Annotated in this window: 22 protein-coding genes; 2 read left to right on the top strand and 20 right to left on the bottom strand. The window is 34.6% G+C overall.

Features of this window, described 5'->3' with window-relative positions:
• Positions 1 to 4 precede the first annotated feature (4 nt).
• From EV145_RS02500 to hutH, 13 genes are all read right to left on the bottom strand, one after another.
• Positions 5 to 703, bottom strand: a complete 699-nt coding sequence (locus EV145_RS02500) for an ABC transporter ATP-binding protein (protein ID WP_035747741.1) — start codon at positions 701 to 703, stop codon at positions 5 to 7.
• Positions 704 to 764: 61 nt separating this feature from the next.
• The gene (locus EV145_RS02495) at positions 765 to 1763 is read right to left on the bottom strand and encodes a BtrH N-terminal domain-containing protein (RefSeq protein ID WP_133523647.1); all 999 of its coding nucleotides are present in this window, start codon (positions 1761 to 1763) and stop codon (positions 765 to 767) included.
• Positions 1763 to 2167: a hypothetical protein gene (locus EV145_RS02490; protein WP_133523646.1), complete on the bottom strand. Its 405-nt coding sequence runs from the start codon at positions 2165 to 2167 to the stop codon at positions 1763 to 1765. Before EV145_RS02490 ends, EV145_RS02495 begins: the two co-directional genes overlap by 1 nt.
• 24 nt (positions 2168 to 2191) lie before the next feature.
• The gene (locus tag EV145_RS02485) at positions 2192 to 2656 is read right to left on the bottom strand and encodes an ABC transporter permease (protein ID WP_133523645.1); all 465 of its coding nucleotides are present in this window, start codon (positions 2654 to 2656) and stop codon (positions 2192 to 2194) included.
• A 7-nt stretch (positions 2657 to 2663) separates the two neighbouring features.
• The gene (locus EV145_RS02480; protein WP_133523644.1) at positions 2664 to 3095 is read right to left on the bottom strand and encodes a hypothetical protein; all 432 of its coding nucleotides are present in this window, start codon (positions 3093 to 3095) and stop codon (positions 2664 to 2666) included.
• The gene (locus EV145_RS02475; protein WP_133523643.1) at positions 3095 to 4228 is read right to left on the bottom strand and encodes a beta-ketoacyl-ACP synthase III; all 1134 of its coding nucleotides are present in this window, start codon (positions 4226 to 4228) and stop codon (positions 3095 to 3097) included. Before EV145_RS02475 ends, EV145_RS02480 begins: the two co-directional genes overlap by 1 nt.
• Positions 4229 to 4243: 15 nt before the next feature.
• Complete coding sequence (locus EV145_RS02470; protein ID WP_133523642.1) at positions 4244 to 5146, bottom strand: flavodoxin family protein; 903 nt, start codon at positions 5144 to 5146, stop codon at positions 4244 to 4246.
• Positions 5147 to 5405: 259 nt separating this feature from the next.
• Positions 5406 to 6284 carry a lipid A biosynthesis acyltransferase gene (locus EV145_RS02465; protein WP_133523641.1) on the bottom strand — a complete coding sequence of 293 codons (879 nt, stop codon included), beginning with the start codon at positions 6282 to 6284 and terminating at the stop codon, positions 5406 to 5408.
• The gene (locus EV145_RS02460; protein ID WP_133523640.1) at positions 6284 to 6538 is read right to left on the bottom strand and encodes an acyl carrier protein; all 255 of its coding nucleotides are present in this window, start codon (positions 6536 to 6538) and stop codon (positions 6284 to 6286) included. The genes EV145_RS02465 and EV145_RS02460 overlap by 1 nt, the downstream gene beginning before the upstream one ends.
• Entirely contained in the window at positions 6531 to 7766 is a 1236-nt protein-coding gene (locus EV145_RS02455) for a beta-ketoacyl-[acyl-carrier-protein] synthase family protein (RefSeq protein ID WP_133523639.1), read from the bottom strand. The genes EV145_RS02460 and EV145_RS02455 overlap by 8 nt, the downstream gene beginning before the upstream one ends.
• Before the next feature lie 230 nt (positions 7767 to 7996).
• Positions 7997 to 8728, bottom strand: coding sequence for a 3-oxoacyl-ACP reductase FabG (gene fabG, locus EV145_RS02450; protein ID WP_133523638.1), 732 nt, complete (start codon positions 8726 to 8728; stop codon positions 7997 to 7999).
• A 29-nt stretch (positions 8729 to 8757) separates the two neighbouring features.
• Complete coding sequence (locus tag EV145_RS02445; protein ID WP_133523637.1) at positions 8758 to 9972, bottom strand: WG repeat-containing protein; 1215 nt, start codon at positions 9970 to 9972, stop codon at positions 8758 to 8760.
• Between the two features lie 38 nt (positions 9973 to 10010).
• Positions 10011 to 11531 carry a histidine ammonia-lyase gene (gene hutH / locus EV145_RS02440; RefSeq protein ID WP_133523636.1) on the bottom strand — a complete coding sequence of 507 codons (1521 nt, stop codon included), beginning with the start codon at positions 11529 to 11531 and terminating at the stop codon, positions 10011 to 10013.
• 101 nt (positions 11532 to 11632) lie between these two features.
• Between hutH and EV145_RS02435 the strand changes: the two genes are divergently transcribed.
• Positions 11633 to 12883, top strand: coding sequence for an NAD(P)/FAD-dependent oxidoreductase (locus tag EV145_RS02435; protein ID WP_133523635.1), 1251 nt, complete (start codon positions 11633 to 11635; stop codon positions 12881 to 12883).
• Positions 12884 to 12903: 20 nt separating this feature from the next.
• On the opposite strand, the gene EV145_RS02430 is transcribed toward EV145_RS02435, so the two are convergent.
• The 7 genes from EV145_RS02430 to EV145_RS02400 form a co-directional block, all read right to left on the bottom strand.
• Positions 12904 to 13509 (bottom strand): hypothetical protein, encoded by a 606-nt coding sequence (locus EV145_RS02430; protein ID WP_133523634.1) that lies wholly within the window; start codon positions 13507 to 13509, stop codon positions 12904 to 12906.
• A 151-nt stretch (positions 13510 to 13660) separates the two neighbouring features.
• Entirely contained in the window at positions 13661 to 15346 is a 1686-nt protein-coding gene (locus EV145_RS02425) for a sodium/sugar symporter (protein ID WP_133523633.1), read from the bottom strand.
• A gap of 286 nt (positions 15347 to 15632) precedes the next feature.
• Positions 15633 to 16682, bottom strand: coding sequence for a UDP-glucose--hexose-1-phosphate uridylyltransferase (locus tag EV145_RS02420; RefSeq protein ID WP_133523632.1), 1050 nt, complete (start codon positions 16680 to 16682; stop codon positions 15633 to 15635).
• Positions 16683 to 16698: 16 nt separating this feature from the next.
• Positions 16699 to 17859 carry a galactokinase gene (gene galK / locus EV145_RS02415; RefSeq protein WP_133523631.1) on the bottom strand — a complete coding sequence of 387 codons (1161 nt, stop codon included), beginning with the start codon at positions 17857 to 17859 and terminating at the stop codon, positions 16699 to 16701.
• On the bottom strand, positions 17859 to 20201 hold the full coding sequence (locus EV145_RS02410; RefSeq protein WP_133523630.1) for a glycoside hydrolase family 2 protein: 2343 nt from the start codon (positions 20199 to 20201) through the stop codon (positions 17859 to 17861). The genes galK and EV145_RS02410 overlap by 1 nt, the downstream gene beginning before the upstream one ends.
• 168 nt (positions 20202 to 20369) lie before the next feature.
• The gene (locus tag EV145_RS02405) at positions 20370 to 21407 is read right to left on the bottom strand and encodes an arabinogalactan endo-beta-1,4-galactanase (RefSeq protein WP_133523629.1); all 1038 of its coding nucleotides are present in this window, start codon (positions 21405 to 21407) and stop codon (positions 20370 to 20372) included.
• Positions 21408 to 21412: 5 nt separating this feature from the next.
• Positions 21413 to 22465 (bottom strand): aldose epimerase family protein, encoded by a 1053-nt coding sequence (locus EV145_RS02400; RefSeq protein ID WP_133523628.1) that lies wholly within the window; start codon positions 22463 to 22465, stop codon positions 21413 to 21415.
• 101 nt (positions 22466 to 22566) lie between these two features.
• Between EV145_RS02400 and EV145_RS02395 the strand changes: the two genes are divergently transcribed.
• Positions 22567 to 23565: a GntR family transcriptional regulator gene (locus EV145_RS02395; protein ID WP_133523627.1), complete on the top strand. Its 999-nt coding sequence runs from the start codon at positions 22567 to 22569 to the stop codon at positions 23563 to 23565.
• Positions 23566 to 23671 lie beyond the last annotated feature (106 nt).

Raw genomic sequence — 23671 nt, 5'->3', positions numbered from 1 at the left:
AATTTTATATAGCATCTCTAAAGTCTTTACCGGTTAATGAAATAAAAACTTCCTCGAGATTTCTGGCTTCTTCAACAGACGCAATCAAAGTTGACGGCGTGCCTTGGGCGTAAATTCGGCCTTGGTCCAAAATGGCAATCGTGTCGCAGAAATCTTCGGCTTCCGCCAAATGATGGGAGGTATAAATAATAGTTGTTCCGTTTTGGTTTAACACTTTCAAATAATCCAAAATAGCGTTTTTAGATTGTACATCAACACCAACGGTTGGTTCATCCAAAAACAAAACTTTCGGATTGTGCAGAATTCCGGCAATCAAATTGACTCTTCGTTTCATTCCGCCCGAAAAGGTTTCAATGCGTTTGTCGGCGAATTTTAAAAGTCCCAAAAGATCTAAAGTTTCGATTACTTTGTCTTTTAAATCGGAACCTTTCAAACCGTACATACTTCCAAAATAATGCAGATTTTCGCGCGCCGTCAAAGTTGGATAAAGGGCATATTCCTGAGGAACAACGCCAATGATTTTTTTGATTTTGGAGGAATGATGCGAATAATCCAGATCATTAATGGTAAAATGTCCTGAAGTTGGTTTGATCAATCCGCAAAGCATGGAAATTAAAGTGGTTTTTCCAGCGCCATTTGGTCCTAATAAACCAAAAATCTGACCTTCATTTATGTCCAGCGAAACGTCGTTCAAAGAAAACATTTCTGCGTCTTTGTACTTTTTCGAAAGGGATTCTATTTTTATAATGGAATTCAAAATATAGTTAGCTGATTGCTTTTTTTAGTTTTTTGAAAAAGATTTCTTCGCGATTGGCGATGCTCAAAAGTTCATCGGCGATGGCGTTGTAAGCGTCTTCTTTGGCACTTCTGTTTTTATAAATTCGGGAAGCTTCTACAGCAAAATCCCGCCAGGAATCTCCAATCTGTGTCATTTCTTTCGAAAGATTTTTCAATTCTTCATTACCCAAAATAACCGAAGCCTCTTGTAAAAATGCGGCATAAATAAATCGGAAACCACCGCCTCCGGTTCCAATTTCTTCCTGCATGCGCACCATTTGCGCCAGATAATGATTGGCTTTTCTGACACCATGTTTTGAAGGCCATTTTCTGATTCGGCGGGAAACTAATCTGATACCGCGTACTCCCACAATTGGCATTGGTGCCAGCATAGTGCGACACGTATCTTTGATTCCCTTGATGATCGCACTTTTAAAATCAACTTGACTCGAAACCTGAATTGGATAATACATTTGGCCTCTTGGTGCAAAAGCACCTTTGGCAAAACGTACTTTCTCTAGTTCATTATGCGTTAAAGTTGTAACAGTTTCCATAACAGGATCGCTGATCAAATAATCGGTTTCGGTTTTTCCGTAAACGACTAAATTGTGTGCGTTGAAATGAAAACGGTATTCATCCGGAAAATAAGTAAGGTTGTAAACGCCAACTTGTAATCCGGTTGGAATATTATTTTTTAAATTTTCGTCTAAAGCCTGAGTGGCATTTGAAACAGATGAAAATTTTTGTCTTTTTATTTTAAGATTTAAACGGCTAGCGACTTTATTAAAAATCTGTCCGGGCAAAGTTCTGTAACTAATGGCTGGCGCGTGATTTACCTTTATAAAAGGCAAATACACGAACAAAAGGCCGGAACCAATTCCGAAAACCATCGGTTCGCTGATGTTCAGTCCGCTGTTTTTTAGCAAATTTGAAGCTACTCCATTTTCACAATGAGCAGATTGATGGTGTGTAAAAGTAACTTGCATTAATCTGTTTTAAAGTTTTTTAATTCGGCTATTGAAATATCAAAAGCGTCGGCATATTTTTGTAAAGTTTTGTCGTTTAGTTTCGCGAAAACAGTTGGTTTAAAATGTCTTTTTACACGCCATTTCCACATATCAACATAACCGGAAAGAATCGTAAGATCCATTTTATTGAGTTCCATATAATAACAAATTGGGCTCACTTCTCCGTTTTTCACTTTTAGTCTGGCTTCTTCGGCACGTTCTTTTATATCGTCAATCGCGTTCGAAAGGGCAATGGCTTTTGGTTCCCAGCCTGTACTTAAAGCGGTTGTATAATTGCCGTTTTCATCGGTAGCATAAACCAATTCTTTGAGGTTCTTTTTGCTTAAATTTCCATCGTGCTGAGGTACATTTTCTTTTTCCATGACGGTTAAATTTTTCTATTAGAATTATGTTGTAGTCGAAATCGTCTTTTGAATAAACAAATTGATTTCACATTCTAAAAGTATTTGGTCTTCAAGTAAACTTTGACAGCTCATCGTACACAAAGTATAATCATCGCCAACAAATTTCGAAACCAAAGTTGCTTTGGTCGTTATAATGTCGCCAACTTTTGGCAATGTATGTATTTTTACATTTTTTAAGGCGCTGATAAAACCTATAACGCTAACATTCTCATTTTCTGTACCATCCTCTTCGAAAAAATATTTTTTTCCGACAATTGACGAACACGTCTGCGCTGTATTTTCGATTAAACCGGCTTCTGTAAAAATGTTTTTATCGACAAAAATATTGTCTTCTTTGATCAAAAATTCGGTTTCAACAGAAGTGGCATCAATTTCCAAAATCAAATCGACCATCAGCATTGGCGCGCGGTGTGGTAAATAATTTTGTATGTCGATTCCAACTTTCATTGTCATATTATTTTGCTAAAACGGTTTTCATTTGTCCGCTTGCAATTTCCTCATCATTTAAAAAAGTCACAATATCAACTAAAGTAACTCCGGCAAATTCTTGTAAGATGGTAACATTCGATTGAATGGTATCGTTAATTTTTGGGAGTTTTTTGATTTCAATTTCTTTAATAGAACCAATATATCCAGTTGGTGCAATTTCGTTTTTCAAAAAAAAATGATAACCCGTGTGCAATGCAACTGACTGCGCCATATGTTCTATTAATCCAGCTTCTAAAAAAGTATTTTCTTCTAAAAAAATATTATCATTTTGAATTTTTAGGCCGGAGGTCAATTCGGTTTCAGAATAAGAAAACATGCGGTCTACCATTACAAAAGGGAACTTTTGCGGAAGCAGATTTTCTACAGCTTCTTTTTCTAAAAGTATTGAAGCATTCATTAGCAAACGGTTAAATAGGCGTAAGCAAATGAAAATCTTCCGCTTTCTGGAACTGAAAGGAAAATTTTATCTCCTTTTTTAAGTTTTCCAGAATTTATTAATTCTTCAACTGCAATATAAATTGATGCTGAGCCAACATTTCCAACTCTTAAAAGGTTCATAAACCATTTTTCGTCTGCAATATCAATTCCTTTTTCTAATAAGCCTTTTTTCAGTCCGTCAACAAAAAAGTGTGAAGAAACGTGCGGTAAAAAATAGTCAATATCGTCTGCTGTAACATTATGTTTTGCCATGGCATCGCTCATACTTTGAACGCCTTTTGGCAAAATAAATTCGTCTAATAATTTTACGTCCTGTTTTACTGCAAGAATGGATTCGTTTAGTAATTGTTCAGGCTTGTAATCGCTCCACGGTTTTATTTCTCCATTTTCTAATTTATCTCCACCCGCGTACATGCAGGTTTCTAATTCGAAAGCATATGAATACGCTTCCATCCATTCAATTTTTAGAGAAATGTCTCCGCTTGGTTTATTTTCTAATAAAAAAGCTCCGGCACCATCAGATAACATCCAACGTAAAAAATCTTTTTTGAAAGCAATAATTGGCTGTTCTTCCAGATTTTTTAAGTTGATAATTTCTCGATTGTATTGTTGTGCCGAAAGCCAGGTTGAAACTTTTTCAGATCCCGTACAGACAGCATTTTGTGAATTTCCAGATTTTACAGAAAGAAAACCATATTTTAGGGCATTCATTCCCGAACAGCAAATTCCCGAAGAAGAGTTCAGCTCAACCGATTTGTTTTTTAGTAATCCATGAACCATTGCGGCATGCGAGGGCGCAAAAACATCAGGTGATGATGTTCCGCAGGAAAGAACCTCCATATCTTGTGCCGAAAAAGTATCATCAAACAATTGCGAAACGGCATTTTTTGTCAGTTCAGCATTAGTATGAGTACTTACACCATTTTTGTCGACGGCATAATATCGGCTGGTAATTTTATTATTGCGCAAAATAATACGTCTTGCTTTAGAGGCAGTATCGTTTATGAGCCCTAAATAATTTTCCATTTCATCGTTTGAAACAGCTTCATTTGGCAAATATTTCGCGGCTTTGGTAATATATACGTCAAACATAATTTAATTTCGTCTCTAAACTCCCTGATAATATTGAGTTTCTTTTTTTATAGTTTTAATCTTAAACGGATAGCTAATAACATGCAATATATATACTATTGGCGAGATTAACCATATTGCGAGGAATAAATAAACATAAAATAATTTAAGAAGCAGTTTTCTGTTTTTTTGATTTTTATGAATGAAATTCGACCATTTATTAAAGATTTTGTTAGCAGTTTTGTCAACAGTCACTAAATAGGGGCTGATTTTTACGGCTCCAATTTCAGCTAATTTCGGCTGTAAATCTTCTAATTTGTTTTGATTGAATTGCGAAAGCATCACTTCACCAAATTGATCGGACTCCTGTATGTCTTTATCCGAAACGCCAGGCAAAGGGAAAAACCCCAAATATCTTTTCTTTACTCCAGAAAACATCCAGTTTACAATCGTAATTACGCTGATTAAATTTCCAACGCGGTCTACTAAAGCTACATTTCCAACTAGTTTTGCATTTACATCACGCAATAAAACTTTTACTTTTTCCTGTGCCATAATCCACATATTTCGGGATCCGTTTATGGTAATTACCGGAGTATTGTTTAATATGGTTTTGGCTTCGGCACTTTTTAAAAAAGAGTTCATCGGGATGGATGGCGTTAAATACCAAACTTGGTAATGCAGTAAAACAAGATCAAATTTTGTATTAAGAATTTCTTCAGGAACGGGTTTTAAGGCCGTTGGAATTTGGAGAAAAGATTCTGGAAAAGCGTCAAAAAAAGTGGTTTTATTCCACGGAAAAGGAAAAGGTTTTTCTAATTGAATTTCGTGAAAAGTTACCTTTATGTCATCTGAATTTAAAAAGGGTTTTGCAATATTTCGTGCAATTGATTCTAGTTGCCCAGATTGAGAATAAAAAATAACAAGGACATTTTTCATTAGGTTTACTTGCTTTGGTTGTGAACAAAAATAAGTAAATTATTTTAAAAGAATTTTCTTGTTTATTGATTCGTTTTATAAGTTTTTTTTCGTGAAGATTTTCGTTGCGTTTTTAATCTTGCAAAGTCGCAGAGTCGCAAAGAATATGGAGCAATTAAGTAAAAAAAGCTTAATAAGAATAATTGTAAAATCTCTAAGTCTTAGCATAGCTATAAATTAAAACTTTGTGGCTACGCGACTTTGCGAGATTCTTTTTATATTATCTTACATCATTCCAAAAATCAAAATAATTGAACCACTGCAAAGGATATTTTTGCAGAATGCTTTCAACGCTTTTTACATATTCCTGTAATAAACCTTTTTCATCGCGGTGTTTTACCGTTGCTTCTCGTGCGTATAAATGATAATGCAGATTGGGTTCTTTCATTACATATACAAAAACAACAGGAACTTTTAATCGGGAAGCGATTAAGAAAGGACCTGCAGGAAAATTGGCTTCTTTGCCAAGAATTTCTTCAGAAAGCGATTTGGTTCCTTCAAAATAACGATCGCCGGTAAAACAAACCAATTCGTTATTGGCTAAAGCCGCATTGATCTCAAAAATATGAGATAAATCGTCTTTGATGATAATAAATTTTACGGAAGATTTTTGCGTAACACTTTCCAGATAATTCTTAATTGCCGAATGTTCTAAATCGGTTGTAACCAAATTGATTTGGAAATCAAGATCGATGTCGCCAAAAAAGTGTTCAGCTATTTCAAAATTCCCAACGTGCGCGCTTATTAAGACACCTCCTTTTTTCTCGGCCAAAAGTTTTTTCAGAATTTCGATTCCGTCAAATTCATAAGTGAATTTGTTTCGCAGTCCGGCAGAAATAGAAATTTTGTCAATAATAGTCTGTCCAAAAGTATAGTAACTTTTGAAAACCATTTTTTTTGCCTGGAAATTGGAATACTGGAGTCTTTCTTTGAAATAGTAAAAAATAGCGCGATTGCTCTTTTTTAGAAACAAAAAATAATAAGAAGCAACAAAATAAAGTAAGACATAAGCAGACTTGACACCCGCTTTTTGTATCAAAAAAACGAATATTCTATAGCCTAAAACTGTACCTTTTGATTTGCCATCCCATTGACTCATTAAGCAGTTTTTGCTTTTATTTTGGTTTCGATAAGGTCATAGAAGTTTTGAAAAGTTGCAATTCCAACGAAATCAGCTTCAACCAATTTTACACCAAAGTTAGCTTCAATAGAAACTACTAAATCAACATAATCTAAGCTATCTAACCCAAGTGTATCTTTTAAATTAGCATCTGGTTCAATTTCATCATTGTCTACTTCAAATTCATCAACCAAAAAACCATTAATTTTCGCTATAATCTCTTCTTTATTCATTGTTCAATTTAAACTTTTTAACCACCAACGCAGAGTTGGTTCCTCCGAAACCGAAAGAATTGGACAAAAATATGTCAAATTTTTTGTTTAAAGTAGTTTTGATCAAATTTAATTTAGAAGCATCTTCATCTGGATTTTCTAAATTGATGTTTGGCGCTATAAAATCATTTTGCATCATGATGATCGAATAAATGATTTCGCTTGCTCCAGCCATCCAGCATTCGTGGCCGGTCATTGATTTTGTGGAACTTACCGGTGGATTTTTTTCGCCAAAAACTTCAAAGATTGCTTTGGCTTCATTTGCATCACCAACTGGTGTTGAGGTTGCATGTGCATTTATATATTCAATATCCGATGCATTTAATTTTGCGTCTTCTAATGCTCGTTGCATGGCTGTGGCAGGTCCTTCGACATTTGGAGTCGAGATATGTCCGCCGTTTGATGAAAATCCGTAACCAGAAACTTCGGCAATAATGTTGGCGCCTCTTGCAATTGCCGATTCATAACTTTCTAGAATTAAAGTTGCGCCGCCACCACTCGGAATTAATCCGTCGCGGTCTTTATCAAATGGCCTTGATGCTTTTTCAGGATCACTTTCTCTGTTCGAAAAAACACCTAAACCATCAAAACTGCTCATCGCATATTTGTTGATTTCCTGCGCTCCTCCAGTAATAATGATGTCCTGAAAACCGCCTTTAATTAAAAAATAAGCCAATCCTATAGAATGAGAGCCACTGGCACAAGCCGCGCTAACAGTTAAATTAATACCACGAAGTTTAAAAATCGTAGAAAGATTCATCGTTACCGTTGAATTCATTGATTTAAAAATCGCTCCAGAACCAATTAATGCAGTATCTTTTTTCTCGCGCACAATATCTGTAGCATCAATAATTGCTTTAGAAACACTGTCGTTTCCGTACATAATTCCCACTTCGCGTTCGTCAAAAAAAGCGTCGTCGATATTCGCATTTTTCAATGCTTCAATAGTAGCCATATAAGCATATTCGGTTTCTTCACCAATGCTCATACGTTGTCTGCGTGTCAATAAATTTTTTAAATCGGCTTTTGGAACCATTCCGGTCAAAGCCGACTGGAAACCAAATTCTTTTCGGTCAGAATCAAACTGAATACCTGATTTTCCATTGTATAATGATTCCTTTACTTCGTCTAAAGAAGTTCCGATACAAGAATAAATTCCCATTCCAGTAATTACAACTCTCTTATTCATGGTCTTTCAAAGTAATTTTTTATCCTTAAAGTGTATTTTTTTTAATCTCGCAAAGTTTATTTTTGCTATTCTTTATATTTTAATCTCGCAAAGACGCGAAGTCGCAAAGTTTTTTCTTTTTTTTTAAGTCTTATAAATAAAACTTTGCGACTTTGCGACTTTGCGAGCAATTTTCGGCGCTAGAGAAAAAGTTTAAAAACAACCTCGCAAACCTCGAAAAACGTAATCTGTTAAGAATATATTCCTCCGTTTATATTAATAATCTCTCCTGTAATATAACTTGCTTTTTTAGAAATCAAAAAGCTTACCAAATCTGCCACTTCTTCGGCTTCGCCAAAACGATTTACCGGAATTAATTTTAATAATTCTTTTTCATCAAGCTGACTTGTCATATCAGTCCTGATAAAACCTGGTGCTACAGCATTTACTGTAATATTTCGTTTTGCCACTTCTTGAGCCAAAGCTTTTGTCGCGGCAACAATCGCCCCTTTTGCAGCCGAATAATTGGTTTGTCCAGCAGTTCCTTTAACGCCAGAAACAGAAACCATATTAACGATTCGGCCATATTTATTGCGCAACATTTTTTGAATGAAAAACTGCGTTACATTAAAAAATCCGTTTACACTTGTGTTTACAACACCATTCCAGTCTTCGGGAGTCATCCACATAAAAAGACCATCTTTTGTAATTCCGGCGTTATTCACAATAGCTTCAACCAGCGCTTCCGGATTGGCTTCTTGCCATTTTGTTAAAACGCTTTGAACTTCTTCAAAATTAGAAACATCAAAACCTAAAATTTCTCCTTTTCCGCCTAATTTTTGTACTTCCTGAAGTGTTTCTTCCGCAGCAGTTTTATTCGAATGATAATTAATCAGAATATGATAATCGGCATCGACGGCTAATTTTTTACAAATAGCACTTCCAATTCCTCTCGAACCGCCTGTTACTAGTACACATTTCATTATTGATTTTTTTTTTGGAGATAAATGTTTTATTTCTTTTTTTTCACTGCAGTTTTCGCTGCTGGCTTGGCTTGTTTTATTTCCTGTTTTGGCTTTTCCGCCGCAATTTCAACTACTTCTTTTTTTTCTGATTTAGAAAATAGTTCGGCATTTTCAAACCATTGATTGCTTAATACCGTTCCGTCAGGTTTTAGAAAACCCCATTTTCCTTCATTTTTTACTCTTGCGACACCATCGATAAATCCTTTATCCTGTTGCGTAAACATGGCAATAATAGCATTTGCAGTAATGCCGTATTGAGTTGGAATAACAATTTTTCCAGCTTCATTAATGAATCCCCAATTGCTTTCTTTTACAGGAGCCAATCCGTTTGAACTGAAAACTTCGGCATCGCTGTAAGTTGGTTCAATTACAAATTTTCCTTCTGGATTGATGAACCCCCATTTTTTTCCAACTAAAACTGGAGCTAGATTTTTTGAGAATGCTTTTCCTTTGTCATATATAGGAAGAATTGCCCAATTTCCTTTTAAATCAATGTAGCCAATTTTTCCGTTCTTTTTGGCAAATGTCAAATCTTGTGTTTCAAAATCCCAGATTTTTTCGGCGCCGTCAACCGGAATAAATTTCCCAGCACTTACAAGTCCGAAAGTTTTATCTTTTCTCGCCCAAGTTGTGTTTTTGAAATAACCTCCTATCTCGTCGTATATAGGTTCTACTAATTCCTTTCCAGCGGTATTAATAATTCCCCATTTTTTGTTGTTTTCGACTCTGGCAAAACCATTTTCAAAAGGTTTGATCTGATCGTATTTTGGTTCTAAAACAACAGTCATTTTGTTGTTTATCAACCCCACTTTATTGTTTTGTCTGATGAAAGCAACGCCGTCATTAAAATCAAATAATTTATCTGATGCTGGTGCTTTTTGAATTTCACCTTTTGTATTAATATAAACCCAATCCTTGTCTTTTTGTACAATGGCGATACCGCTGTTAAAATCCTTCGCATCTTTAAAATCGGCTGGAATTACCCAAGTGCCTTTTGCATCAATAAAACCCCATTTTCCGTTGTTTTCTACAGCAGCCAAACCTTCAGAAAAACTTCTGGCCGATTTGTACTGTGGCTCAATTTTGAAAGATCCATCTTTGGAAATATATCCAATCTTTGAATTTTTTTTGACTAAAGCCAATTCTTGACTATTAACAAATTGAATGAATACAAGCGATAAAAAAATAAGCGTTTTTTTCATGATTTTAAGATTCAATATTAATATGTGAAAAAAAAGATTTAGCTGTTGATCAGATAATCTTTTACTTTTTGAACAAAAGGATACATTACCAGGTCTTCTTTAAATTCTGGCACTATATTTCGAACATCGTCATACCATTTTTTAGTAACCGATGAAATTTTATCTTTTTGACCTAAATAATCAATTGCCTGAACGATGGTAATCATTTCGATCGCCAAAACTTCAAAAGCATTTTCGATTACTTTTGATGTAATTACCGCCGCATTTGTTCCCATACTTACAATGTCTTGATTGTCGTTGTTGTTCGGGATTGAATGCACATACATTGGGTTAGAAAGCATCTGACTTTCAGCAGTTGTTGAGGTCGCCGTAAACTGAACGCCCTGCATTCCGAAATTAAATCCTAATGTTCCTAAATTGACAAACGGAGGAAGAATTTCGTTGATTTTTGAATTCAATAAATAATTCAATTGACGTTCTGCCAGCATCGTTAATTTGGTAATAACGATTTTTAATTTATCCATTTCAAGCGAAATATAATCGCCATGAAAATTACCTCCGTGATAAACGTGTTTGTTTTTTACGTCGATAATTGGGTTGTCGTTTGCCGAGTTGAATTCGTCTTCTAAAATCGAAGCAACATTATTGATTGTTTCTAAAACCGGACCTAAAATTTGAGGAACACAACGTAAAGAATAATATTCCTGAACTTTTTCTTTGAAGATTTCTTCGGTATTTTCTCCCGAATATAAATGGTCTTCTCTTTTACGGATCAAGGTACTGTCAGAAAGGTTTTTTCTCATTCTTTCAGCCACTTCTTGCTGTCCTTTATGACGTTTGGTTTGGTTTAATTCTGCCGAAAAATGATCGTCATACGCCTGCACCAATTCGTTGATCGCACACGAAGATTTTAATGACCAGTCCAATAATTTTTTAGCATAATGAATGTTCACAACGCCAATTCCGGTCATTACCGAAGTTCCGTTGATTAACGCCAAACCTTCTCTAATTTCAACCTGAATTGGTTTTAAACCTTCAATTTCAAAAACCTCTGGAGTTGGTCTTCTTTCTCCTTTATAAAAAACTTCGCCTTCGCCAATCAAGACTAGAGCCAAATGTGATAATTGTACTAAATCGCCACTCGCTCCAACGCCGCCGTGTTCGAAAATTAGAGGCGTAATATCTCTATTAATTAATTCGGCCATCAAGTGAATTACTGAAGGATGAACTCCAGAATTTCCTAATGAAAGTGTGTTTAAACGAGCTAAAATCGCCGCTTTTGCACAAACCGGGCTCAAAGGTTTTCCGGTTCCTGAAGAGTGGCTTCGGATTAAATTATATTGCAGCTGAATTTGGTCAGACTCTTTAATTCTATATTGAGCCATTGGTCCAAAACCAGTATTTACACCATATATGATTTTATTTCCCGAAAATTCTTTCAGGAAATTAAAGCTTTCGTTTACTCGATTTAAAACCAGATCACTGATCGCAACTTTATTATTTCCAAAAATGATTGACTCGAATTCTGCTAAACTTAAATATTCATTAATTGTATTCATTAAACCGGTTTTGATTGTGCTAATTTAATTTTATTTATCAAAATAAATGTAGTTATTTTGATGATGGCAAATGTAAGTTAATAATTCATAACATTTTTATTATGACAAAGGAGTTTGTTGATGTTTTAGTGATTGGTGCAGGACCTTCTGGATGTGTTTCGGCATCGTATCTTCATAAAAATAATGTCAAGGTGAAAGTTGTAGAAAAAGCAAAATTCCCAAGACTTGTGGTTGGCGAAAGCCTTATTCCGCGAGTGATGGATCATTTTGCCGAGGCGGAGCTTTATGATGCGCTAAATGCAATGAACTTTGAAAAAAAACTAGGAGCTCGTTTTATTAGAGGCGAGGAAATTTGCGTTTTTGATTTTAGCCAAAAATTTGGAGAAGGCTGGGATTGGACTTGGCAGGTTCCACGTGCGGACTTTGACAACACAATGGCGCAGGAAGTGGTTCGAAAAGGAATTGATTTGGAATTTGAAACTGAAGTTTTGGAAGTTTCTTTTGAAGGAAAAAATTCGAAGACAATTGTAAAAGATGCAGCCGGAAATTTAAAAGAAATTCATGCCAAATTTATTGTTGATTCCAGCGGATACGGGCGCGTTTTGCCAAGACTTCTAGATTTGGACACGCCTTCAAAACTAGATCCGCATTCTTCTATTTTTACACATGTAAAAGATATTAACAGAGAAGAAGGTGAGGAGGGAACGCAAATTTCATTTGATATTTTGGAAACTCAGGTTTGGCTTTGGGTAATTCCGTTTTCGAATGGAAATACCAGTTTAGGAGTTGTTGGGCCTACAGATTTTATCAATTCGCTTTCTGAGAATAAAGACAATGCTGAAGCTTTGCGAAATGCCATTCAGAAATCGGATTATTACATAAAAAGATTTAAAGGAACTGAGTTTTTGTTTGAACCAGTAAAATTGGAAAATTATTCAAGAGCCGTAAAAAGAATGTATGGCGATGGTTTTGCTTTAACTGGAAACAGTTCAGAATTTCTTGATCCTGTTTTTTCTTCAGGAGTTGCTTTTGCTACCGAATCAGGAATGCTTGCAGCAAAATTATATTTGAAAGAATCACAAGGAATTGAAGTCGACTGGGAAGTTGAATTTACTCAATATATGAAACGTGGTATTGCTGTTTTCACTACTTATGTTCAAGAATGGTACACAGGGAATTTACAAACGTTGTTTTTTCATCAGCCGGAAAATCTTGATGTGAAAGAAAAAATATGCGCTGTTTTGGCAGGTTATGTTTGGAACGAAGAAAATCCGTTTGTTAAAAAGCACGATCATGTAATAGCAAATATGGCGTATTTACTGAATATGCAAAAAGAACAAAGCCCTGAATAATCAGGGCTTTTTTTTTGGTTTTATTTGAATGCTTTTTTCAATAAAAGCTTAGATAATGATTTGGCTGTTTTGGCATATCCTTCTCCAATTCTGGTTTCATTATTAAAATTGCTTCCCCATTGATCTCCCGGAGCTTCCATGCTTGATATTTCTAATAAAATATTCGATTTATTGGCTGTTTCTACAAAAGTCAAAATAGTAGTAACTTTTGCAGGCTGTTTCATAATTCCGGCATCCCACCCAGGGTAAATCCATACTGTTTTTACAATTAAAGTATAAGGTGTATTCAAACCTTCTTGAAAATTTAAATCTTTACCGGCTTTGGCTAATACAATATTTCCAATTTCTAAAAATTTTGGAGTCCAGATTTGCTCTTTAGCAACAAGCCATCTTTTGTACCAAAGATTTCCATTTCCTTTTGCTTTTTGATCTAAATCGGCTTTATGTTCTTCTACATATTGAGCTTCCGGTTTATTTTCTTTCATCATTGTAAAATTGCTGTAATCAAATTCTACATTGATTTCCTTCTGATCTTTTAAAAAGTCAAATTTTCCGTTTAAAACTTCCATGTCTTGGCAGAAGGCAGTTGCTGAAATAAAGAAGCAGGCAATAATTAGTTTTTTCATTTTTTTGATTTGGTTATGGGTTATTGATAGTCGGTCAAAAATAATTAAACAGAAATATTAAATGTGTTTTTTTGAATAAAAAAGCAAAAAAAAGGCCATCAAAACTGACAGCCTTTTTAATCTTCAAAAAATAATATAGTAAAAAATTATACTACCAGAATTTAACGTACAGTGCAACAATAATCAATAATGTAATTACAATTAAAACTGTAGTTTGTGGTTTTACTTTAAACATTTCAGAGTCTATTTCAAACGCTTTTGGATTTACTTTTGGTCCAGCAAAACTGATTCCGATCATCGCTAACATGGTAAAGAAGAATGATAATCCCATACAAATGTGGAAAGGAATTTCAAAAGCTCCTTTTCCGTTAGGATAAGCAGTATAAAGTAACGTTTCGTTTCCGAACAAAGCAGGTGCATATTCGTTGAATAATACAGATAAAACGAATCCTAAAATTACACCTACAATAGCTGCAGTTCCAGTAGTTCTTTTCCAGAACATACCAAGGAAGAACATAGCGAAAACTCCAGGGCTGATAAATCCAGTGTATTTTTGGATATAGGTAAATCCACCAACTCCACCAATTCCTAAAATATCATTCCAAGTAAATAACACAGCTAAAAGCATAGCGGCAAAAACGGCAATTCTACCGATGTTTACTTGTTGCTTTTCACCCGCTTCTTTTTGAATGTATTTTTTATGAATATCTAATGTATAAATAGTCGAGATACTGTTTACTTTTCCAGCCAATGAAGCTACAATTGCAGCAGTCAGCGCCGCAACAGAAAGACCTTTTAAACCTGTTGGCAAGAAAGTTAATACAGCTGAGTAAGCTCCATCTTTTCCTCCAACTAATTGAGGTAAATGTCCGTTTTGATATAAAACGTAAGCAGCGATACCAGGCAACATTACGATTAAAGGCATTAATAATTTTAACATACCAGCAAATAAAATACCTGTACGAGCAGTTTGCAAATCAGCACCTAAAGCTCTTTGTGTAATGTATTGGTTACATCCCCAATAGTTTAAGTTGATGATCCAGATACCAGCAAGGTAAGACATCAAACCAGGGAAAGTTAAGTATTTATCGATCTCAAGTTGAGATGAATTTGCAGTTGGTCTTGGGATAATCATTTTGAAATGCTCAGGAGCTTCTCTCATTAAAACTTTGAAACCTTCAATTGCATTTTGACCTACTCCAAAATATTGACCAACAGTTGTTAAAGCAATATAAGAAGTTACTAAACCTCCAATAATTAAAACCGCAACCTGAATAACGTCTGTATATGCTACAACTTTCATACCTCCTAAAGAGATGAATAAAGCAAAAACAGCCAATCCAATCATGATGGCGTGAAGATATTCTCCTCCAGCTAAGCCATTAATAGCAACAGCTCCTAAATAAAGAATAGAAGTTAAGTTTACAAAAACATATAAAAACAACCAGAAAACCGCCATAATCAAAGCAGTAGATTCGTTATAACGTGTTTTTAAGAATTGAGGCATCGTGTAAATCTTGTTTTTAAGATAAACAGGAATAAACCAAACCGCTACTATAATTAAGGCAATAGCAGCAAGCCATTCGTAAGCAGCAACGGCGATTCCTAAAAAGAAACCTTCACCACTCATTCCGATGAATTGTTCAGCTGAAATATTTGAGGCAATTAATGATGCTCCAATAGCCCACCAAGTTAAGTTTCCTTCAGCCAAGAAATAAGCTTTAGCATCTTGTTCGTCTTGTTTACGCTTGCGGTAAACGCTGTAACCGTAGGCAGAAACTACGATGAAATAAATAATAAAAACCGCATAATCTGCGAAAGCGAGGTTCTGGTTCATTGTTAATAGTATTTTAAAAAATTAGTATAGGTGATTGTTTATAAAGTGGTTTTATGAATTCATTTTTAAATATAATTTCGAAACCTGTTATTTTGTTGTTTTATCTTGTTAAAACTAAGATATCTGTTTTTATTTTGTTATTTTTTTATGAAAATAAGAACGAAAGCCAAAAGTATAATAAAATTCTATATCTACACCATTTACAAATGTGTTTTTTACATTTATAATAGATTTATTATGTTAAATTTTGAAATACTTTTGATTTTAGCTTTTTTCAGATTCCGTTTTATAGACTTTTATAATGTACTTCTGACTGCTGTCTTAAAATCTCGGCACTTTTTTCTGGTGTAATATCACGTTGTGATTCGCCCAACATTTCGTAACCTACCATGAATTTTTTAACCGTTGCTGATCTTAATAAAGGTGGATAAAAATGCATATGAAAATGCCATTCCGGATGATCTAAACCATCTGTTGGGGCTTGGTGAATTCCTGATGAATAAGGGAAAGAAGTACTGAATAAATTATCATACTTCGTTGTCAGCTGTTTTAAAATTTTTGCAAATGAAGTCGCTTCTTCAGCAGTGAAATCAGTGATTTTGCCAAAAGCTCTTTTGCTTAAAATCATGGTTTCATAAGGCCAGATTGCCCAAAACGGAACTAAAGCCACAAAATGATCATTTTCGATTACGATGCGTTCTCCAGATTTTAATTCGGCATGAAGATAATCTTCAAGAAGTGTTCTGTTGTTTTTATCGTAATATGATTTTAAGCTGTTTTGTGTTTTTTCAACTTGCGTTGGCAATGAAGACTGTGCCCAGATTTGCCCGTGTGGATGCGGGTTGCTGCAGCCCATCACGCTTCCTTTATTTTCAAAAATCTGAACGTGATTGATGTATTTAATATTTCCTAAATCGGTGTATTCTTTTTGCCAGGTTTTAATGATGTTTTCAATTCCGTCAATTTCCATTTCTGGCAAAGTCAGATCGTGTCGTGGCGAAAAACAAACTACTCTTGAAATTCCTTGCTCTGGTTTTGCTTTAAAAAAAGTATGTTTAATATCTTCTTCAAAAATAATTTCGTCCTGTTTCATAGCAGCAAAATCATTTTCAAAAACGAAACTGCTTTCATATTTCGGATTGTTCATTCCGTTGGCACGAACATTTCCCGGGCATAAATAACAAGTTGGATCGTATTTTGGCAAAGCTTCTGTGGCAATGGTTTCATTTTGTCCCTGCCAAGGACGTTTTGCACGATGAGGTGAAACTAAGACCCATTCGTTTAATAAAGGATTGAAACGTCTGTGTGGATCTTCGTTAATGTCAAAATTTTTCATGTAATGTGTTGTGGTATTAAAGTAGTTGTGTTCCGTTTGAGATTTTTACATCATAGAATTTTAATTCAATTCCAAATGTATCTAAATAAAGATTTGAAAACTTACTTTTTACCTCATTTTCATGTCCTTTTTTAATTAAATTTATGGTGCATCCGCCAAAACCGCCACCCATTAAACGAGAACCAATAACAGCATCGTCGGCTTTTGCAGTATCTACAAGCATGTCAAGTTCTTCACAACTTACGGCATATTCCTGTGATAAACCATAATGTGTTTCAAAAAGCAATTGTCCTAAAAGTTCTATATTTCCTTTGTCGAGCGCTTCACAAGCTTTGATTACTCGGTTGATTTCTTTTACAACAAAATGCACTCTTTTAAAAACAGTCGGGTCAAATTTATCCTGAATGCTCAAAAGCTGCTCTTCTTTGCAGTCTCTAAAAGTTTTTACTTCTGGAAAATGATTTTTTATAATGGCAAGACCTTGTTCGCACTCAATTCTTCTGGTATTATATTCTGAAGTGAAAAGCGAATGTTTCACATTACTGTCCATTAAAATCAAAGAATAATCTTTGAAATCGGCATTGTGATATTCAAAATCCAGAGTGTTGCAATCTAATTTAATTACTTTATTGTCAAGACCGTGAACACTTGAAAACTGATCCATAATACCGCAGTTGATTCCAACCCAGTGCTCTGCTTTTTGTCCTAATAATGCTATGTCTTTCTTTTCAATTTTTAAGCCGAAAAGTTCTTTTATGCCGAAAATCATTCCGCACTCTAAAGCTGCAGAAGAAGACAATCCAGATCCAACCGGAATATTACTGCTGAAAACACAGTTGAAACCTTCAAAAGCAAAACCATTATCCTGAAGCTGTTTAATTACGCCACGAATATAATTGGTCCAAACGGCATCATTCAATTCGATTTTTTGTGTCAAATCGATTTCAAATTCTTCATTTAAATCGATGGCGATTATTTTAGATTTCTGAGTGTTATTTTTCTCAAAAGCAAAGCAAATTACTTTGTCAATTGCAGCTGGTAAAACATAACCGTCATTGTAATCAATATGTTCTCCAATGATGTTGATTCGCCCTGGAGAAAGTACAATTTTTTGAGGAGCAGACCCGAAGGACTTTTCAAAAAATGCTGTGGTGTTTTGAATTAAAATCTCGTTCATTATTTAGTAATTGTAATAGTATTTTCTTGTAATTTATTTGATGTTGCTTTTAAAACAATTTTCTTTTTTAGATCTTTGGTTTTAAGAATTACCGTAGCAATTCCGGCTTCGGCTTGAACAGGATTTTGACCAATAATTGCTGCATTTCCTTCGCTTAAAACAAAAGTTACTTCGTTTGTTGCAGTCGGAATTACTGTTCCATTTTCGTCAGTGATTTTAGCATAAACAAAAACCATATCTGGAAATTCAGGATTGATTTTTACGGAAGAAAGGTCATAACTCAGTTCAACTTTAGAAGCTTTTTCAGGCGTTTTTACAGTATTTGACGCCACTTTTTTTCCTTTTACAAATCCTTCAGCACGCAAAGTTCCTGCTTGAAATGCGGCTACTTTAAAAGTAAACGGTGCATTTTCCAGTTTGTCACTGTTGTTATTTAAAGTTGGTTTTTGCTTAGCAATTAAAATATCATTTACATATAAAGCAACTTCATCGCAATTGCTGTAAACAGTAACACTTAATGGAGATTCTGGAGTCCAGAAATTGGCAATATTGACCATTGGTCCAGAGAATAATTTTTTATCCAAAACCACATTGGCGTCGCGCTGGCTTTGATAGAAATAGTAAGCAAATTTTGGAATTCTGAAAATATCACTAATTCCAGAACTTTCTAAATCTGGACTGTAGCCACGATTATAATCAAACATAACCCAGTTTGCCTCGCCAATTGTTGATGCTCCTCTTCGGTTTGAATTTGACGCTTCCTGAAAATTATAGGCTTGCTGTAAAAGTCTTTTTTCACCCGCAGCGCGCAATTGTCTTGAAGTTCTTTCTTCTTCTTTTAAGTTGGCAAATTCCGTTTGGTTGAAACCTGCATTTTGTGCATAATATTCCCAATCGCCATATTCAGCAATGAAAATTTTGCGGTTTCCTTTGCTGTATTTTGTCCAATAATCTGGTGCTTTTGCATGTTGACGCGCCGGAATAAAGATGTCGTAATTGTCGTTGTCAATCCAGCTTGCACTGTAATTATGATCAAAAGGCAATTCTTCTTTAAGTGTTTTTGTCGCTTCTTTCATAAATTCTGGCGACATATTAGTTTCGTTTAATGAAGCTTCCCAAAAGATAATACTCGGATGATTTCGGTCTCTTCTTGCCATATCGCGAATGTCCTGATATGCGCTTTTTTGAAATTGTTCTCCGCCAAAAAACTGCCAGCCTGTTAAGCTGTTCATTACTAAAATCCCCAATTCGTCACAGGCATTCAAAAACGCTTCAGCGTGCGGATAATGCGACATTCGTACAAAATCAAAACCTGCATTTTTAATTTTTACCGCATCACGATATTGTGCTTCATCAGAAATGGCATATCCCAAATACGGATATTCTTGATGTTCGTTTGTTCCGGTGATGTAAATTTTTTCGTCATTCAAATAATAACCATCGGCTTTTAATTCTGATTTTCTGATTCCGATTTTTTCTGAATAAGAATCAACAACTTTGTTATTTGAAATAATCTGAACTTCTAATTTGTATAAATTCGGATTGTGAATCGACCATAATTTTGGAGTTGCAACCGAAATATTTTGCGTGAAGACAAAGTCAGAATTCGGTTTAACTGAAAAATTATCCGATTTGATTTCTTTTTTTTTGCCTTTATTATCCGTTAAAATAAATTTTAAAGATGCTTTTTGTTCTGCTTCAAAATCATTTTGCAAATGTACCTGAACCGTTCCCGAAGCTACAGTTTTATTAATGTCTTTAAAATTTACATAAAGACCGCCACTTGCAGTTTTATTAGCATTTACTGCATCTGTGATATGTAATTTTGAAGTCGTAATAAAGTAGACATTTCTATAAATTCCTCCGTAATAATTAAAATCTAAATCCTTCAAAGGTTTTCCAGGTAAAAAGTCCGGATTGTCTTCGTTGTTGACTTTTACTTTAATTGTGTTTTCATTATTGGTATTCAAATACGGCGTTACATCAACCGTAAAAGGCAAATAACCGCCCTTATGATTCGTTACTTTTTTATCGTTGATCCAAACGTCAGCTTCCTGCATCACGCCTTCAAAATAGATAAAGGCTTTTTGATCTTTTGAAATAGCAGTTTTGAATTTTTTCTGATACCAAGATGTTCCTTGAAACTGTTTGATTACAACTAATTTTTCAAGTCGGGCTGTGTGCGGAATTGTCACTTTTTCCCAATCTTGTGCGGGAGTTTCTTCTCTTTTAAATTCCCAATCAGCACCAAAATTTACTTTTGTACGCGATTGCGCCTGAACTTTTCCAAAAGAAAAAGTGATTAGAAATAGAGAGAATATTGTTTTAAAAATTAATTTCATTTTCTGTTTTTTTTAACCATTAAGATATTAAGAAAATTAAGTCCAAGCTTTGTCAAGAGAATTAAGCCAAGCTAAATGTATTATAAGTGAACGCAAAACTTAATAATCTTAAATTCAACACAAAGCTTAATGAATCTTAATGCCTTAATGGTAAATTTTAATTGTGTATTATTTGAAAGCATCCAACGCAGGCGAAGGTTTTCCGTCAGAAAGCCAAGCGCTTAATTGATAACCGCTCCAGCTTTTTTCGCCTTCCGGTTCCCAATAAATTACACCTAAACCTTTGTTGTTTGGAACACTTTTTACTGCTTTTATAGTAGCTTCAAGCATTTCTTTTGTGTTTTGTACCAAAGTATAATCACCGCCAACTTCGACAACCATAACTTCTTTGTTGTAACGCGATGCCATGTCTTTTAGATTATTTTCTAAATCTAAAATGGTGCTTTTGTAATCGGTTTTGATCCAATAAGGATAATAAGACATTCCAATAACATCATATTTTACATTATTAGCGGTTGCTTTGTCAAAAAACCATCTGAATTTTTCGCTTTTGTTTCCTTCGTCAAGATGCACGACCACTTTTATTTTTGAATCGATTGCTTTTGTCGCATCGTATCCTTTATTAAGTAATTGTGCCAATTGTCCAAAATTGTCTGAACTTCCGTCTGGCCAAAGCATACCACCCGGAATTTCATTTCCAACCTGAACCCATTCTGGAGTTACTCCAGCCTTTTTTAATAAAGTTAATACATCAAAAGTATGATTGTAAACATCATTTAATAACTCAGTAAATGAATGTTGAGCCCAAGCTGCAGGTTTATTTTGTTTTCCGGGATCTGCCCAAGAATCGCTGTAATGAAAATCGATCATAATGCGCATTCCCATTTTTTGAGCACGAACCGCCATAACAACTGTTTCTTCTGGACTGCAGTGTCCGCTTGCTTTATCGTTGTTAGGGTTTACCCAAACGCGCAGACGAATCGTGTTGATGCCGCGGTCTTTTAATAATTGAAGACAGTCTTTTTCTTTTCCGTCTGTATCATAAAATTTATACCCCGTTGCTTCCATTTGCGGCAACCAGCCTACATCGGCTCCTTTTGCAAAACTTTTATCTTCAGTTTTTGTTTCCTTGCTGTCTTTTGTTGTGGTGCATGAAACAAAAACAGCAACAGCAAAAAGGCTTAATAATACTTTGATCTTCTTCATAAATCTTAAGTTAAAGTTTCAAATTTGTAAACCGTTGTTTGCTGATATTCTTCTCCTTTTTTCAAAACTGAATTTGGGAAATGGTCTTGATTTGGTGCATCAGGAAAATTTTGCGTTTCAAAACAAATACCGCTTACGGGACTGTAATTTACGTTTTCTTTTCCTTTTAAAATATCAAAACAGTTTCCGCCTACATATATATGTACACTTGGCTGATTTGTATAAACGCTCATTTTTAATTTTGTTTTGGGGCTGTATAAAGTTGCGACAACATCGGTTGAAGGTTCAATTACAAATGAATTGTCGATTGACGTCGGACAGTTTTTGGAAGTTCTAAAATCGAAATCATGACCCGAAAGTGAAGTAAATTTTCCTGTTGGAATATTCTCTGAATCTGTTTCTAAAATTTTATCTGAAACAATAGACATTTCCTGATCTAAAACAGACGAATCATGTCCGTTTAAATTGAAATAACTGTGATGCGTTAAGTTAATAACAGTATCTTCAGTTGTTGTCGCTTTATATTCCAGTTTTAATTCGTTTGCTTCTGTTAATGTATATTTTAAATCAACATACAACGTTCCCGGATAATTTTGATCTAAATCTTCGCTTAAAAGACTAAAAGTAATTGATGGGTTTTCTCCCGACGTTACGTCGGAAACATTCCATGCTTTTTTTCCAAAACCTTCATTTCCTCCATGCAAAGCATTTCCATTATTATTGCCAGCTAATTGAAATTCTTTTCCATTTAGAGTAAAAATTCCTTTATTGATTCTTCCGGCATAACGTCCAACAGTAGTTCCAAAATAAGGAGCACTTGGTAAATTGTATGACCCGATATAAGATTCTAAAGTATCAAAACCCAAAACCACATCAACCAATTTTCCATCAACAGGAATTTGCAATGAGGTTACCGTTGCTCCATAATTGATTAACTGAACTTTCATTCCGTTTTTGTTTGACAATTCGAAAGAAAGAATTTCTTGGTTATCAAGCGTTAAACCAAAAGATTTATATGCAGAAGCATCTTGAAAATGCGATATATGTTTTATTTCCATGCTATTTTTGACAAATGTGAAATTCAAAAGTAGAAACATTTCTTGCGTTTACATACCAGTACCTACCAGTTTTTTGTATATTGCGCCAAATTTCAATTTTTATGAATATTATCTCAATCCAAAATAACATTGGTCTGCCAAAATATAAGCAGATAATTCTGTCAATTGAAAAAGCAATCGACGAAGAAAAATTAGTAAAAGGCGACCGTCTTCCGTCAGTAAATAAAGTTTGTCTGGCTTTTTCTTTATCTCGCGATACCGTTTTGCTGGCGTATGACGAATTAAAAAAAAGAGGAATTATTTATGCCATTCCGGGTAAAGGCTATTATGTTAAAAGCGTTGAAACCACTATAAAACAAAAGGTTTTTTTACTTTTTGACGAACTAAATATTTTTAAGGAAGATATTTATAATTCGTTTTTGCAGCACATCGGGAAAAATGTTCAGGTTGATATTTTTTTTCATCATTTTAATATTCAGGTTTTCCAAAAGCTCATAAATGACAGTAATGGAAATTATACCAAATACATTATCATGCCAACGAATTTGCTTGATACGGCCTCTTCAATAAAAACCCTACCAGTAAACGAAGTTATCATATTGGATCAGACCAATCCTGATTTAAGAGCATATCCGGCGATTTATCAAAACCATGAGAAAGATATTTTTGAAGGTTTGTATAATGCAAAAGCGAGATTGAAAAATTACAAAAAATTGATTTTAATTTTCCCTGGATTTAGAGAACCGCTTGGCATGAAAATAGGTTTTGAAGCTTTTTGTTTGGAGTATAATTTTGAGTACGAAATCATAAGTGAATTTACAGATCGAAAAATTGCTGTTGGCGATGTATATATTATCCCAACCGATCGCGAGCTGGTCCATGTAATTGAAAATGCAAGAAATCAGAATTTGAGATTGGGACTTGATTTCGGAATTATTTCTTATAACGAAACACGATTAAAAAAGATCGTCGCGAACGGAATTACTACAATTTCGACTCATTTTGAAACCATGGGAAAAATTCTAGCCGAAATGGTTTTGAAAGGAAAAAAGGAGCAAATCGAAAATAAATCGTCTTTGATCATGAGAAATTCTTTGTAATACTTTCGATTATTTTTTTAAACACATAGAAACATAGCTTTTGTTTGTTTAAAAAAAGGCGTTTCACTTGTTTCAAATAAACATAGTCTGCTATGTGAAAGAAATA

The organism is Flavobacterium sp. 245 (assembly GCF_004362055.1).
Taxonomy (GTDB): Bacteria; Bacteroidota; Bacteroidia; order Flavobacteriales; family Flavobacteriaceae; genus Flavobacterium.
The sequence above is the reverse complement of the archived record's forward strand: the minus strand, read 5'-3'. Positions and strand labels throughout refer to the sequence as shown.